This is a genomic window from Paeniglutamicibacter sp. MACA_103 (genome assembly GCF_045798555.1).
In the GTDB taxonomy this organism is placed as follows: Bacteria; Actinomycetota; Actinomycetes; order Actinomycetales; family Micrococcaceae; genus Paeniglutamicibacter.
The window spans coordinates 15163-29613 of sequence record NZ_JBIXLN010000017.1 but is presented as its reverse complement, the minus strand read 5'-3'; the positions used below and the strand labels follow the sequence as shown (position 1 = coordinate 29613).

11 protein-coding genes are annotated in these 14451 nt (G+C 65.6%); 7 read left to right on the top strand and 4 right to left on the bottom strand.

Annotation, left to right across the window (positions count from 1 at the left end; all coding sequences use genetic code 11):
* Window positions 1-69 precede the first annotated feature (69 nt).
* Together ACIPVK_RS09895 and ACIPVK_RS09890 are read right to left on the bottom strand one after the other, a co-directional pair.
* A complete protein-coding gene (locus tag ACIPVK_RS09895) occupies window positions 70-1557 on the bottom strand; it encodes a mannitol dehydrogenase family protein (RefSeq protein WP_407611807.1) in 1488 nt (495 codons plus the stop codon).
* 58 nt (window positions 1558-1615) lie between these two features.
* A complete protein-coding gene (locus ACIPVK_RS09890; RefSeq protein WP_407611806.1) occupies window positions 1616-2953 on the bottom strand; it encodes an MFS transporter in 1338 nt (445 codons plus the stop codon).
* Between the two features lie 134 nt (window positions 2954-3087).
* On the opposite strand from ACIPVK_RS09890, the gene ACIPVK_RS09885 reads away from it, so the two are divergent.
* From ACIPVK_RS09885 to ACIPVK_RS09875, 3 genes are all read left to right on the top strand, one after another.
* Window positions 3088-3918, top strand: coding sequence for a DeoR/GlpR family DNA-binding transcription regulator (locus ACIPVK_RS09885; protein ID WP_407611805.1), 831 nt, complete (start codon window positions 3088-3090; stop codon window positions 3916-3918).
* Window positions 3919-3932: 14 nt separating this feature from the next.
* On the top strand, window positions 3933-5321 hold the full coding sequence (xylB, locus tag ACIPVK_RS09880) for a xylulokinase (protein WP_407611804.1): 1389 nt from the start codon (window positions 3933-3935) through the stop codon (window positions 5319-5321).
* A gap of 251 nt (window positions 5322-5572) precedes the next feature.
* The gene (locus ACIPVK_RS09875; protein ID WP_407611803.1) at window positions 5573-6778 is read left to right on the top strand and encodes an amidohydrolase family protein; all 1206 of its coding nucleotides are present in this window, start codon (window positions 5573-5575) and stop codon (window positions 6776-6778) included.
* Window positions 6779-6806: 28 nt separating this feature from the next.
* On the opposite strand, the gene ACIPVK_RS09870 is transcribed toward ACIPVK_RS09875, so the two are convergent.
* Together ACIPVK_RS09870 and ACIPVK_RS09865 are read right to left on the bottom strand one after the other, a co-directional pair.
* Window positions 6807-7601: an HAD-IIA family hydrolase gene (locus ACIPVK_RS09870; protein ID WP_407611861.1), complete on the bottom strand. Its 795-nt coding sequence runs from the start codon at window positions 7599-7601 to the stop codon at window positions 6807-6809.
* A gap of 137 nt (window positions 7602-7738) precedes the next feature.
* On the bottom strand, window positions 7739-8746 hold the full coding sequence (locus tag ACIPVK_RS09865) for a magnesium and cobalt transport protein CorA (RefSeq protein WP_407611802.1): 1008 nt from the start codon (window positions 8744-8746) through the stop codon (window positions 7739-7741).
* Between the two features lie 161 nt (window positions 8747-8907).
* Between ACIPVK_RS09865 and ACIPVK_RS09860 the strand changes: the two genes are divergently transcribed.
* The 4 genes from ACIPVK_RS09860 to ACIPVK_RS09845 all read left to right on the top strand — a co-directional run bounded on the left by ACIPVK_RS09860 (window position 8908) and on the right by ACIPVK_RS09845 (window position 14375).
* On the top strand, window positions 8908-9582 hold the full coding sequence (locus ACIPVK_RS09860) for a TrmH family RNA methyltransferase (protein WP_407611801.1): 675 nt from the start codon (window positions 8908-8910) through the stop codon (window positions 9580-9582).
* 202 nt (window positions 9583-9784) lie between these two features.
* Window positions 9785-11215 carry a M23 family metallopeptidase gene (locus ACIPVK_RS09855; RefSeq protein WP_407611800.1) on the top strand — a complete coding sequence of 477 codons (1431 nt, stop codon included), beginning with the start codon at window positions 9785-9787 and terminating at the stop codon, window positions 11213-11215.
* A 312-nt stretch (window positions 11216-11527) separates the two neighbouring features.
* Complete coding sequence (locus tag ACIPVK_RS09850) at window positions 11528-12049, top strand: Imm26 family immunity protein (RefSeq protein WP_407611799.1); 522 nt, start codon at window positions 11528-11530, stop codon at window positions 12047-12049.
* 460 nt (window positions 12050-12509) lie between these two features.
* The gene (locus tag ACIPVK_RS09845) at window positions 12510-14375 is read left to right on the top strand and encodes a peptidoglycan DD-metalloendopeptidase family protein (protein WP_407611798.1); all 1866 of its coding nucleotides are present in this window, start codon (window positions 12510-12512) and stop codon (window positions 14373-14375) included.
* Window positions 14376-14451 lie beyond the last annotated feature (76 nt).

Below are 14451 nucleotides of genomic sequence, written 5' to 3'. Positions count from 1 at the left end.
CCCGGCCCCCGAGGAAATTCTCCCGGGGGCCGGGCCTTGCTGCATCCGGCGCCGAAAGGGGGAATGCGGCTACTGGGCGGCCGGCTCCCCGGCCATGATCGCCTCGAGCGTGGCGAGTGAACCGTGCTCGTGCAGCGAGGCGAGCGCGGCGCGGTACGGTGCGGCGAAGGCCTCGTCATCGACGATGTCGCCGAAGAGCTCGCGCTGCGCAATGAACGCCGTCGGGTTTTCGCGGTTCTCACCGGCCACGGCGCGCAGTTCATCGGCGAGGCGGTCCACCACCGTGATCGCGTTGCCCTGCTCGTCGGTGCCCTCGGCATAGCGCGCCCAGGAAGCCACGATCGCGGCCGACAGTGCAACCGGGCGGCCCGCGGCCAGGTTCTCGCGGACTACCGGGATCAGCCACTTCGGGATGCGGTCCGAGGACTCGGCGCACAAGCGGGCCACGGTGTCGGCCACGTACTCGTTGCTGTAGCGCTCGATGAGCTTGAGCTTGTAGGCGGCCAGGTCCACGCCGGGCAGCGGCGCCAGGGTGGGGGTCGCCTCTTCGTCCATGTAGCGGAGCAGGAAGTTGGCGAAGAGCGGGTTGCGGGCCACGTCGTGCACCGCGCGGTACCCGGCCAGGTGCCCGAAGTAGCACAGGCCCTGGTGGGTGGCGTTGAGCAGGCGCAGCTTCATCAGCTCGTACGGGACCACGTCGGCGACCAGCCGCACCCCGGCATCCTCGTAGGGCGGGCGGCCGGAGACGAACTTGTCCTCCAGCACCCACTGGGTGAAGTCCTCGCACACCACCGGCCACGCGTCGTCGATGCCGTAGCGCTGGGCGACATCCGCCCGGTCCGCGTCGGTGGTGACCGGGGTGATGCGGTCGACCATGGAGTTGGGGAAGGGCACGTTGGCCTCGACCCAGGTGCCGAATTCGGCATCCAGGGCCGAGGCGAAGGCGCCGAACATCTTGTGCGCGACCTCGCCGTTGCCCTGGATGTTGTCGCAGCTCATGACCGTGAACGGGGCGATGCCGCGCTCGCGGCGCAGCTTCAGTCCGGCGCTGATCAGTCCGAAGGTGGTGCCCGGGGTTGCGGGGTCGGCCAGGTCCGCGGCGATGGCGGGGTTGGCAAGGTCGAATTCCCCGGTGACCGGGTGGACGTTGTAGCCGCCCTCGGTCACGGTGAGCGAGACGATGCGGATGGCGGGGTCGGCCAGTGCCTCGACGGCGGCGGCAGGGTCCTCGGGGGCGAAGACGTAGTCGATGATGGAGCCGATGACCCGGACCTCGCGGGTGCCGTCGGGGTTCTTCACCACCAGGGTGTAGAGGCCGTCGCTGGCCGCCAGCGCGTCGCGCATCCGCACGTCCGAGGGCATGACGCCCATGCCCCGGATGCCCCAGTCCAGCGCCTTGCCCTGGTTCATGAGCTCATCCAGGTACATGGCCTGGTGCGCCCGGTGGAAGCCGCCGACGCCGAAGTGGATGATGCCGGCGCTCACCGCGGAGCGGTCGTAGCCGGGGACGGCCACCGGGGCGGGGATGTGCGCGAGGGCCGTGTTGTTCAGTTCCATGGCGGGTTCGGTGCTCCTTGGATCGAATGTGAAATCGGGGAAGTCGGGGCGCGGGTTGCTAGGAAACGCGTTCGGGCTTCGGCAGCGGCACGCCGTTGAAGCCGGGCTGGGTGCCACGCAGGGCGTGGGACATCACGGCCGCCACCAGGTAGAGGGCGGCAAAGAGATAGACCATGCCCGCAGCGCCGAGGGCCGAGTAGAGGACGGCCACCAGCAGCGGTCCGGCGAATACCGCGGCGCCGATGCCCAGGTTGTAGGAGGCCATGGCCGCACCGGGGTTTTTCGGGGCCAGGGACACCGCGATGGCCGAGAGGGGTACGAACCCGGCCAGCCCGATGCCGAAGAAGGCTCCGACGAGCAGCGTCAGGGCATAGGCCGAGTCCCAGTCGCGGGACACTGCGAAGGCGGGGACCACGTAGAGCCCGAGCATCGAGACCGCGCAGAGCACCGCGCCGCACCATGTCACCGTCTTGCTCCAGCCGAGCCTGTCGCCCAGGGCGCCGAAGAAGAGGTTGCAGGGGATGTTCACGGCGTAGATGACGGTGGTGAGGATCAGGAACTGGCCCACGCTCCAGCCGAACTGGTCGGTGAACAGGGCGGGGAAGAAGATCGCCATGCCGTAGGTGGGGATCGAGTTGATGGTGCGGGTGAGCATGACCATCAGTGCCTTGCGGTTGGTGCGCAGCAGGGTGAAGCCGAAGGCGAGGGTCTTGAACACCTCGTCGGAATTGGCCACCAGCGGGCCGCGCCCGGTCTTTTCCTTCACCCCGAGCAGCGCCACGGCGGCACCGGCAACCACCAGCACCAGGGAGATCCAGAGCGTCTGGTAGTAGTCCAGCCCGAAGAGGTCCAGCGAGGCGCTGGCGGTCAGGGCGCCGAGGGTGGGAAGCCCGGCGCTGAAGGCGACGTAGAACCAGCCAATGGCCACGGCCAGCCGCTTGGCGTTGGCGGTGGCGCTGATCCAGACCAGGAACCCGTAGGCGAAGAAGGGGTATCCGAAGCCGCGCAGCCCGTAGGCGATGAAGATCAGCGCCACGCTGGAGGCGTTCAGGGCCACCACCAGGAAGAGGATTTCGAAGGCCACCCAGATGCCGGCGCCGATGAACATGACCTTCCGGGGTCCCCAGAGGTCTGACAGCGAGGCGGAGAGGAAGGCCGCGATGGCCACGGCAATGCCGTAGACGGTGACCAGCGTCCCGGCCATGGGGATGGTGAATCCGTGCTCGGCGGTCAGGAACGGCGTGAGGATGTTGGTCTCCACGCCGTCGCCGATCATGAACAGCATCAGCCCGACGAAACCCCAGAGCAGTGGGCGCGGCAGGCCCATGCGTTCGAGGATGCCCTCGCGGGCTTCGTTCGCACCATTTTGCATGCTTGGCTGTGCTTCCACGGTCATGTCGCTCCCTTGCGTCCTGCACGTCGTCGTAGTGATCGCACCAATCTAACACCAAACAAGACAAAGATCACAAGAAATGTGTTAAGTTCCATGCAGGTATTGCACTTTTTGATTCAACGGGTGACGGATCTATCATGAATGTTGTGACTATTGAAGAGATCGGCGTGGGGGCGGCTGCCGGGCCCGAACGCTTTGGCCTGCCCCCGGAAACCCGCCGCGACGAGGTCACGCACTACGTTGCCAAGGCCCAAAGCGTCAAGGTCGAGGAACTGGCCGAGCACTTCGGCGTCAGCGCCATGACCATCCACCGGGACCTCGAGCAGCTGGACAGGGACGGCCGCCTCGAGCGCGTCCGCGGGGGAGCCCGCGCCATCACCAGCCGCATGGCCGAACGCGACGTGCGGCTGCGCCGCCACATGAACTCGGCCACCAAGGAAGCGCTGGCCCGGAGAGCGGCGGAGCTGATCCCCGCCGGGGCCGTAGTGGGCCTGGACGACTCGACCACCGTCGGCGCCATGGGCCCCTTCCTCGCAGGACGCCACCCCTCGACGGTCATCACCCATTCGCTGCAGCTGATGAACATCGTCGCCGGCCAGCCGCACATCGCCCTGGTGGGCCTGGGCGGCCAGTACTACCCGGAAACCGATTCGTTCCTCGGATCCGTCGTGGTCGAACAGCTGCACCGCATCACCGCCGACGTGGTCTTCGTGTCGACCACCGCGCTGAAAAACGACGCGCTGTTCCACCCCGACGCCGAGGCCGCGCTGACCAAGCGCGCCATGATCTCCATGGCGGCGCGCAAGGTGCTGCTGGTGGACAGCACGAAGTTCGAGTCCGCCGGCCTCTACCACGTCATGGACGTGGGGGACTTTGACGATGTCGTCATCGACGACGCGTTGCCCGAACACCACCGCGCCCGGTTGCACGAGCTTGGCGTCACCATCCATGTCGCCGCGACACAGTAACGAAGGGGCCTTCGATGGGTTCGCAGTACGTCCTGGGCATTGACTCGTCCACCCAATCCTGCAAGGCGGTGCTGGTGCACGCCGAGACCGGCGAGGTCATCGAACAGCGCCGCCAGCCCCACCCCGAGGGCACCCGGATCGAGCCCGCTCGCTGGCTGGAGGCCATGGAGGCAAGCACCGCCGGGCTGCTCGAACGCTCGGCCGCGGTCTCGGTGGCCGGGCAGCAGCACGGCATGGTCGCGCTGGACGCGGCCGGGGAGTCGGTGCGCCCGGCCATGCTGTGGAACGACACCGCCTCCGCCCCGCAGGCCCGGGACCTGGTCGCCGAGCTCGGCGGGCCCCAGGGCTGCGCCGATGCCGTGGGATCGGTCATGGTGGCCTCGCTGACCGCCTCCAAGCTGCGCTGGATGCGCGACGTGGAGCCCGAAAACGCGCAGCGCACCGACTCCGTGCTGCTGCCCCACGACTACCTGACGTGGCAGCTGGGCGGGCGCACGGAAATGACCACCGACCACGGGGATGCCTCCGGCACCGGGTACTACTCGACCGCCGCACGGAAGTTCCTTCCCGACCTCGCCGCCGCGGCGCTGGGCCGCGGAGTCAACCTTCCCCGCCTGGCCGCACCCAATGAAATCGTCGGGGCCACCCGGGGCGGGGCAAGGATCGCCGCCGGCACAGGGGACAACATGGCAGCGGCCCTGGGACTGGACCTGGGGCCGGGAGATGTCTGTGTATCCATCGGAACCTCCGGCGTCGCCTCCGCGGTGGTGGATGAGAGCGTCCATGACGGCAGCGGGCTTGTCACCGGGTTCGTCGACGCCACCGGTCGCTACATGCCGCTGGCCTGCACGCTGAACGGGGCACCGGTGCTGGACTTCGGGGCACGCATGCTCGGGGTCGACCACGCGGAATTCACCCGGCTGGCCCTGGGCGCCGAGGCGGGTGCCTCCTCCGCCGTTCTGCTGCCGTACCTCGGCGGGGAACGCACCCCCAACCGGCCCAACGCGAGCGGCCTGATGCACGGACTTCGGGCAACCACGAGCCGCGAGGAATTCGCCCGCGCCATCGTCGAGGGCCTGCTGTGCTCCATGAAGGACGCGGTGGCGGCCCTGGAAAACGCCACCGGCGTCGCCACCGGGCGGATCCTGCTCATCGGCGGCGGGGCGCAGTCCGAGGCCGTGCGCCGCATCGCCCCGGAGGTCTTCGGGCTTGCCGTGGACGTGCCCGCCACGGCCGAATACGTGGCCCTGGGGGCGGCACGCCAAGCGGCCTGGGCACTGGGCGGTGCGGCAGCACCTCCCGCCTGGAAGTCCGTCGACTCGAACCGCTACGAGGCGGCGCACCGACCGGAGATCTACGAACGCTACGCCGAGGTGCGCGACGCCACTGAGGGCTGGGAGTAGCCAGGGCGCCATGATCGGTGGGAGCCCGGCACCCGATGGGGCACCTCTTCCGCAGTCCGTTGTCCGCCACGAGTGTCGGTGACCCCGCGCCGGACGGTCGAGACGGAAGTCCCTGGCCGGAGTCGAACCCACGTCAAGGGGGACTTGGCGCAGGCAATCCGCGGGGCTTCCCCTCGCATTCCCGACATGGAAGAGTTGGGGCTTGTGCCGCAGAAGTAATCCGGCGGTCAACGCGAACAGGGGAATGCACAGTGCTGATCAGCAACGTGAGGCCGTGGGGCCGGGAAGCCGTGGACCTCGAAATCACCGACGGGCTGATCGGCGGCATGGCCCCGCACAACCCCCAGCTTCCCGTGGACGGCGGCACCGACGGCCGCGGGCGGCTGGCCCTTCCCGCATTCTCGGACGTCCACGTGCACCTGGACTCGACCCGGGTCGGGCTGCCCTTCCGCGCCCACACGGGGGCGCCGGGTGTCTGGGGCATGATGCTGAACGACCGCCAGAATTGGCGCAACGCCGAGGTTTCCCTGCTCGAGCGGGTCGCCGGAACCCTGGAGCGCATGATTGCCCACGGCACGACCCGGGTGCGCAGCTACGCCCAGATCGATGTCGACTGCAAGCTGGAAAAGTTCGAGGCGGTGCTGGCCGCCAAGGAAAAATTCGCGGCTTCCGCAGACGTGCAGATCATGGCCTTCCCGCAAGCCGGACTGCTGCTTGAACCGGGAACAGTGCCCTACCTGGAGGAGTCCCTGAAGCTCGGCGCCACCGTCATGGGCGGCATCGACCCCTGCCAGCTGGACCGGGACCCGGTGCGGCACCTGGACATCGTGTTCGGGCTTGCAGAGAAGTACCAGGTTGACGTCGACATCCACCTCCACGAGCCGGGCCACCTGGCACATTTCAGCACCGAACTCATCATGGAACGCACCCGGGCCCTGGGCATGGAGGGGCGGGTGACGCTCTCGCACGCCTACGAACTGGGCAACGTTTCCGAGGCGGCCACCGCACGGGTCCTGGAGGGGATGAGCGCCCTGGATATTTCCTGGGCAACGGTTGCCCCGGCCACCTCGGGCAAGCAATTCAACCTGGCGGCGATGACCGCAGCCGGAATCCGGGTCGGCCTGGGCGAGGACGGCCAACGCGACTACTGGAGCCCCTACGGGGACTGCGACCTGCTCTCGCGCACCTGGCAGCTCGCCTTCACCCACGGGCTGCGCCAGGACGAATTGATCGAACATGCCACGGCCATCGCCACCTGGGGCGGGGCAAGCATCATGGACCGGGGCCTGGCCCGGCTGCGCTCGACGACCGACCGCCCGGGCCTGTCCGTGGGGGACCGGGCCGACATGGTGTTGCTCGCGGGCGAAACAGTTTCCAGCGCGGTCATGGACCGCGGGTCCGACCGCACCGTCATCCACGATGGGCGCGTGGTGGCGGACCAGCTGAAGCTTGCCTAGCCGTGGGCCACCGTGACTTGGCTACGGATCAGTCTTCGTGCGGCCCGGTGGCAACGAACGAATCCTCGCCGACGCGTCCCTCGCGAAGCTCGGCCAGGATCTCGGCCACCGAATCATGTTCCACATCCGGGCGGAACGGGAACGATGCCACGTCGCCGGGACGGGTGATTCCCGTGTGGACCAGGATGGTCAGCAACCCTGCTTCCATGCCCGCGACGATGTCGGTGTCCATGCGGTCCCCGATCATCGCGGTGGTTTCCGAATGCGCGTCGATCCGGTTCAGGGCCGAGCGGAACATCATCGGGTTCGGCTTGCCAACCACATAGGGCGCGCTGCCGGTGGCCTGGGTGATCAATGCCGCCACGGATCCGGTGGCAGGCAGCAGGCCCTCGGGTGAGGGGCCGGTGACATCCGGGTTGGTGGTGATGAAACGGGCGCCGGCGGCGATCAGGCGGATTGCCTTGGTGATGGCCTCGAACGAGTACGTGCGGGTCTCGCCTAACACCACGTATTCGGGGTCCTGGTCGGTCAGGATGAAACCGGCATCGTGCAGCGCGGTGGTCAACCCGGCCTCGCCGATCACGAAGGCGCGCCCGCCCGGACGCTGGCGGCGCAGGAATTCCGCCGTTGCCATGGCCGAGGTCCAGATGTTCGCCTCGGGAACATCCAGCCCGGAGGAGAGCAGTCGTGCACGCAAGTCCCTCGGGGTGTAGATGGAGTTGTTGGTCAGCACCAGGAAGCGTTTGCCGGTGGAGACCCAATGCGCGATCATGTCCGCGGCGCCCGGGATGGCCTGGTTTTCGTGGACAAGCACCCCGTCCATGTCCGTGAGCCAGCATTCAATGTCGTGGACGTTGCGTGGTTCATGCGTTGACACGTGTGGGTGTTCCTTTCAAAGGCAACCTGCAGTTGACCCCAGTCTTTCAGGTTCGGAGGTCGCACGTGAAGCAAGTGTGGGGACTATAACCAATTGTTCTTCTTGAAAATGGCAAAGAGCCCCGCGCTGAGGGCAAACATCAACCCGATCGCGGCCGGATATCCGAAGCTGAAATCCAGTTCGGGCATGTGCGTGAAGTTCATGCCGTAGACGCCGGTGACAAGGCTGGGGGCAAACAGAATGGCTGCCCAGGACGAGACCTTCTTCATCTGCTCGTTTTGCGCCAGTCCCGCCTCGGTGGCCCGCTGCGAGGCCAGGGTCGAGGACAGTGAGAGCGCGTTGGCCAGCAGCGCGCGGAAGGAGGTGATGCGCTCGGTGAGCCGGATCGCGTGGTCCTGGACGTCGATGAGTTTGCGGTCAAGTTCCAGGGCCTCGTCTTCGGAGATGTCGCTGAGCCTGAAGTCCCTGCGCAAGCGGGCCAGGACGTCCTCGAGCGGCGCGAGCGCACGCTGGAACTCGATGACCTCCCTGGACAGTTCGTAGATGCGCCGCGAGACATCCGGTGCCCCGGAGAAGAGCTGGTCCTCGATCTCGTCGATGTCATTGCTCAGGCCCGCAATCACCGGCTCGTATTCGTCGACGACCTGGTCAACGACCGCGTAGAGGACGGCCTCGGGGCCGATCGCCAGCAGCCCGGATTCCTCTTCGAGGCGGTGGCGCACCTGCGCCAGCTTGGGCGACTCTGCATGGCGGACCGTCACGACGAAGTCGGCGCCGACGTAGACGTGCAATTCCCCGAACTCGACCTTTTCGGACTCGTCGATGTACCGGGCCGGGCGGAGCACCACAAAAAGGTGGTCCCCGTAGTGCTCCAGCTTGGGACGCTGGTGGCCGGAGAGCGTGTCCTCCACCGCCAGTTCGTGCAGGCCAAGCTCCTCGGAGACTTCCTGCATTTCCGCCTGGTCGGGACGGTAGAGTCCCAGCCAGGCCATGCCGCCGTATTCCTTCATGGATTCGAAAGTGGAGCTGAGGTCCGGGGGATGGATCACGCGCTTGCCCTTGACGTAAATCGCATTGTCGATGATGGGCATGGACCCCTCCTTGCGTGCCGGGCCGGGAACTCCGGCGAGCCATTCGTGCCTTAGGCAAGTTTGCCATCAACCGGCCGGAAAGCCGGTGTGGGCGCGGCCACCCAAGGTGCGGTTTCGCGGCAGGAATCCGGCGTGCCGCCAATGGCGACTACCCTTGAGAAGTGACTTCCGCCGTTGATTCCCCTGCACCAGAGCCCACTGAGTTCGATCCCGTCCACGAGGAACGCCCCGAGGTGGGCGTCGGCCCGTGGGAGGGCGAGTATCCCTCCGGCGACCACTTCGATGCCGAGCTGCTGGAGCACGGGGATCGGCGCAACGTGGCGGACAAGTACCGCTACTGGTCCATGGAAGCGATCATCGCCGACCTCGACGAGCGCCGCCACGACTTCCACATCGCCATCGAGAACTGGCAGCACGACATGAACATCGGCACCGTGGTGCGCACCGCCAACGCCTTCCTGGCCAAGGAAGTGCACATCATCGGACGCCGCCGCTGGAACAAGCGCGGTGCGATGGTCACCGACCGCTATCAACACGTGCGCCACCACCCCACGGTCGAGGAATTCGTTGCCTGGGCCGAGGGGGAAGGGCTGGCGATCATCGGAATCGACATCTTCCCGGATTCCCAGAAGCTGGAAACCTATGAACTGCCACGCAATTGCGTGCTGGTCTTCGGCCAGGAAGGGCCGGGCCTGAGCGAGGAAGTCCACCAAAGCGCCGAGGCGACATTGTCGATCGAGCAGTTCGGTTCCACCCGTTCTATCAACGCAGCATCGGCTGCCGGCATCGCCATGCATGCGTGGATCAGGCGTCACGTCTTCAACCAGACCGTCTAGCCGCAGGTAGCCGGTTGGCCTGAAAGCCAAACGTATGGCGGATATCCCTTCTTTCCCCGCCGCCGTTCCGTTAACGTGAGTATTGGGCGCTCGGCCCCGCGCGGTGGGCTTGGGCAGCCACCGTTCCCAACGCGGGAACGACGTCGAATACGCGCGTCGGTAGCGGCCAAGTTTTCAACACGGGGAACGGAGAGACCCGCTGGTGAAGAAGCATCACGTCAATCACCCGCTCCCGCTGCCCAAGCCACGCAAGGTGCGCAGGCAACCAGAGGCAGCCAAGGCGGCTGCCGTGGGGCTCGCGGTCGTTGCCGCACTTGCAGTCTCCAGCACGCCGACCCTTGCGGGTCGCCAGATCGACTCCGTCCCCGCGGCGTTTTCCCCGCTGGCGGTCGATATGGCCTCCTACAGCAGGCCGGTTGAAGTCTCGCTGCTGAGCGGGATCGACGCCATTGCCTGGGACATGGAAAACATCACCAGCGCCGCGGCGGGGGTGCAGGTCGCCGATGCCTCGGACCCCGGTTCGGCGCTCGGCTCCATCGGGACACCCGGCCTGTTCGCAGGAAACCTCGTGGGACAAAGCGCGGGGCCGCTGGGCGTTTTGCCCGGAGGGATCCAATTGATCCACCCGGTCGCCTCCAGACACATCACCAGTCCCTACGGCTGGCGGAACAATCCGACAGGGCCCGGCACCCAGATCCACATCGGGCAGGACTATGCCGTTCCTTGCGGCTCCCCGGTGTTTGCGTCCGCGGACGGGACCGTCGTCCAATCGGCGTGGGCCGGCCATTCCGGAATGCGTGTCACCATCGACCACGGATCCTCGGTGCGCACCGGTTACAGCCACAATTCACGGCTCATCGCCAAGGTCGGGGACACTGTCAAGCAAGGCCAGCTGGTTGCACTCAGCGGCACCACCGGCAACTCGACCGGCTGCCACGTGCACTTCGAGGTCATCATCAACGGCCGGTGGAACGACCCCCGGAATTTCCTGCCCGTCATCCCCGGCCAGCCGAACCCGAAAATCGATTCGCGCCGCACGACCATCGCGGCCGAACCGATCCGCAACACCGGCGATCCTCGAAACGAGAGCGAAAACGGGCACGACATCGAGGTGGAAGTGCCGGGGCCGACTAAGGCCCCACCGACGGCAACGGCGCCCGGGAGTGAAACTCCGCGGCCCAAGGCAAGTGAAGAAGCCAAGCCCGAAGAAACGCCTTCGCCGCAACCGACGCAAACTCCAACGCCGAAGCCAAGCGCCACGCCTACACCGGCTACGCCCTCGCCCACAACGACGCCGGCACCCGAAACGAACCCGACGCCGGAGCCTAGCGAAGCGACAACGCCTCCGACCAGTCCGTCCCCGACCACCGAGACACCGACTGTTTCGCCGTCCGCCGAACCGACTGAGTCGCCGACAAGCGCGTCGAGCAGCTCGCCGAGCAGCGAGCCGACAGAGTCGGAATACACCAGTGCGAGCGTGTCGTCGACCAGTGCGTCGACCGTGTCGCCGAGCAAGTTGCCCGAATTGAGATCCGCAACTCCGGCCACGGAATCGCCAAGTGGTGCGCCGACCACCGGTGACGGCATCGCGGCGACGCCTTCTTCGCCCGCAACCACAGCGGAATCCTCGTAGTCGTTCCACGTCGCTTCCAACCGGAACAGGAATGGTATTCCGATTCAGATTTCGATGCTTATATTCTTTGTGCTCCTCTTTCTCTTTTGGCGGTCGGGAAAAATCTGATGCGCATCATATGCGAAAAGGGTCGCGCGGGGGTTGTATATCCTTGGAACGGCCATGGTTTTAGGGTGAGTCGTGGGCCAGTGGATCAGGGGGGGCAATCGGTCCTGACGCCTGGCGGGTATTTTCCTGGACAAATACGCGTCCGGTTCTTTCTCGCTGGCATGCTGATGTTTGAGGAGCCGTAGCATCCGTTGGAGGAAACCATTGGCAAAGGCGGAAAAGATCAGCACTCTCAAAGATGGAGACGTCTTTAGCATTTCGCTCCGTGACGGAACTGCTGCGGTCGGCCAAGTTGTGTCTTCCTACTTGGCCTCCCACTACGTCGTGCTCTTTGACTTCGTGGCACCAGAGGATGAAGTTGGTTCAAGGATTTCAGATGCGCTTCAGTCCAAGACGCTCTTTGGCGGATTGACATTCGACGCTCTATTTCGTCCGGGACGCTGGAAGATTCTGGAAAACCGCGCTGTTGACAGCAAGAAATACCTGCCGGCGTACAAAACCGGAGCCAGCGACCTTGGCAACTGCAAGGTTGAGGATTTCAAGGGTAAACGCAGGCGAGCAGCTTCCGATATCGAGGCGGAGAATATTCCTTTTAGGAAAACATCCGCACCGATAATTTTTGAACGGGCAATGAAAGCACATTTGGGCTTGGAGCCGTGGCATACGGCCTTCGACGGGGTGCGTCTGGGCGATGTGGTCACAAGCACGGAGCTTTTCGGATATTGAAAAGTCACCGGTGCGAGCCGGACGATGACTTGGGGAAGCCTCAACTTAACTATGCGGTTAACCCGCTTCCCTAGGCAGCTCGAGCCGCGCGAACCGAAACCGATGTCCCGAAGCGTCGAGCGCCACCTGTGTCCTGACGCGGAATCGTCACAGATGACCCGGGTCAGGACACAGAAGATATTTGCAATGTCTTGCAAATATCTCTTTATTCCTTGGCGCAGGTGCGTTACGGTGATCGCTAAGTGTTCAGTTGCTTGGGGTGACACGGACAACTCGCTGGTTCATAGCCAGAAAGCCGACCTCATTTTTGGCTGCGCAAAAACTTCATGGTGACTCAAACAGGGGGCTGTTACCGATGAAAAAACATCAAGTTAATCGGGGACGTGTGTCGAGCCAGCTCGGCAATGCAAAAACCAAGATTCCACAAATTTCTGCGTTGGGCCTTGCCGTGGCCGCGGCCGTGGCAATTTCCGGCGCACCGGGACTGGGCCTTGCCCAGGACCAACTTGCACCACAACCCGCCGGGGGAGTGAGTTACCAGGCCGCTGCCTATGTGCAACCGGTCAGGGTCTCGTTGTTCAGTGGCGTCGACGCAATCTCGTCGCAATCGCTGGGCATCACCAGCGCCGGTTCGGGGGACGGTGGCCTTGTGCCTTCTTACGTGACGCATGCGGGCTTCGCGCCGAGCATCGCCACGCAACAGAATGCCGTGGGTGCCCTCGGGGGCCAAAGGGTGGGCGTGCTTGGGGCACTGCCCGGAAAAATCCAACTTATGCATCCGGTCGCGACCTTGCATATCACCAGCCCGTACGGCTGGAGGCACAACCCGACGGGGCCGGGAACACAGATCCACGTCGGGCAGGACTATGCCGTTCCTTGCGGATCCCCGGTGTATGCGTCCGCGGACGGGGTGGTCATCCAATCGGCCTGGGCCGGCCATTCCGGCATGCGTGTCACCATCGACCACGGCTCATCGGTGCATACCGGCTACAGCCACAACTCAATGCTCATCGCCAAGGTCGGGGACACGGTCAAGCAAGGCCAGCTCATTGCGCTCAGCGGCACCACCGGGAACTCGACCGGTTGCCATGTGCACTTCGAGGTGATCATCAACGGCCGGTGGAACGATCCACGAAACTTCCTGCCTCCGGTCGCGGGCCAACCGAACCCGATGATCGATTCGCGCCACACCACCATTGCGGCGGAACCGATCCGCAACAGCGGCGCCCCTCGCAGCCATGCGGCCAACACGGGGGATACCCCGGACCATTGGGTTTGGGTGCCGAGGTCTTACGTTTCAGGCGCGGCGCCGAGCCGGCACGTGCCTAAGGCCAAGCTCAAGGCCGAGCCGCAGCCAACGCACAAGTCTGCAGTCAAGCCCAAGCCCGCAGCTAAGCCAAAGCCGACGCCACAGGTCAAGGAGCAACCCAGCACCAAACCGGCGCCGACCGTCAAGCCGGCCCCGAAGCCAAACGCTTCGCCCAAGCCTGCGCCCAAGCCTGCGCCCAAGCCGCCGACGACCAAGGCCCCGGCCCCGGACACCCAGGAGGAATTGCCACATACGACGAGCCCGGAACCGAGCGAGTCGCCGACGACCACGGCACCGGATCCAACCACTACGGTCCCGGAGCCCAATGAGGTCCCGACGGTCACGGTGCCCTTGCCCGAACCCGACGTAGAGGAGCCTCCAGCAGATCCGGCAGATGAACCGCCGGCCCCGGACGACGAGCCGGAATCGCCCGAGGTAGTAACGCCCCAGGCACCCGATGCCGAGGTTGGCGGGCCGGCCGAGCAACCCAAGGTCGATGCGCCGAACACGGAACCGGATGATGGCGCCCCGACTGAGCAGGACTCCGACAACCAGGCTCCTGCAGTTCAAAAGGCACCGGTCGTGCAAGAGTCGAAGGTCGTTGAAGCCGAGCCGGCACCTGCAGCTCAGCCAAGGACTGTCGCAGCTCCGGCGCCCGAGGCGGTGACCCCCAAGAAGGTGGTGGCCAAGCCGAAGGCTGTCGCGGTTCCGGCGCCCAAGGCGGTGGCCAAGCCGAAGACGGTTGCGGCTCCGGCGCCCAAGGCGGTGGCACCCAAGAAGGTTGTGGCCAAGTCGAAGCCCGTTGCCAAGGCACCGGTCAAGAAAGTGGTAGCGCCGGCCCCGGTGCAAAAGGTGCCGGTTGCGAAGGCACCGGTCAAGAAAGTGGCAGCACCCGCCCCGGTCAAGAAGGTTGTGGTTGCCAAGCCCAAGGTCGTGGAGCCGGCGCCGAAGCCCGCGGCGGCAACCACGGGCCAAACGCCCGCCGCTCCGGGCGGTGCGGTGGACAAGGATCAGTAGATAGCATGCCAAGGGCGCCGTGAACCGGCGCCCTTGGCATGTCACCCTCCGGGGCCATGCGTCATCCCGTAAGCGA

What these genes read in the sequence shown, in the direction of transcription:
- xylB (WP_407611804.1), top strand. Translation starts at nt 3,933, where the DNA reads ATGGGTTCGCAGTACGTCCTGGGCATTGACTCGTCCACCCAATCCTGC.
- ACIPVK_RS09870 (WP_407611861.1), bottom strand. Translation starts at nt 7,601, where the DNA reads ATGGACGGGGTGCTTGTCCACGAAAACCAGGCCATCCCGGGCGCCGCG.
- ACIPVK_RS09890 (WP_407611806.1), bottom strand. Translation starts at nt 2,953, where the DNA reads ATGACCGTGGAAGCACAGCCAAGCATGCAAAATGGTGCGAACGAAGCC.
- ACIPVK_RS09885 (WP_407611805.1), top strand. Translation starts at nt 3,088, where the DNA reads ATGAATGTTGTGACTATTGAAGAGATCGGCGTGGGGGCGGCTGCCGGG.
- ACIPVK_RS09865 (WP_407611802.1), bottom strand. Translation starts at nt 8,746, where the DNA reads ATGCCCATCATCGACAATGCGATTTACGTCAAGGGCAAGCGCGTGATC.
- ACIPVK_RS09895 (WP_407611807.1), bottom strand. Translation starts at nt 1,557, where the DNA reads ATGGAACTGAACAACACGGCCCTCGCGCACATCCCCGCCCCGGTGGCC.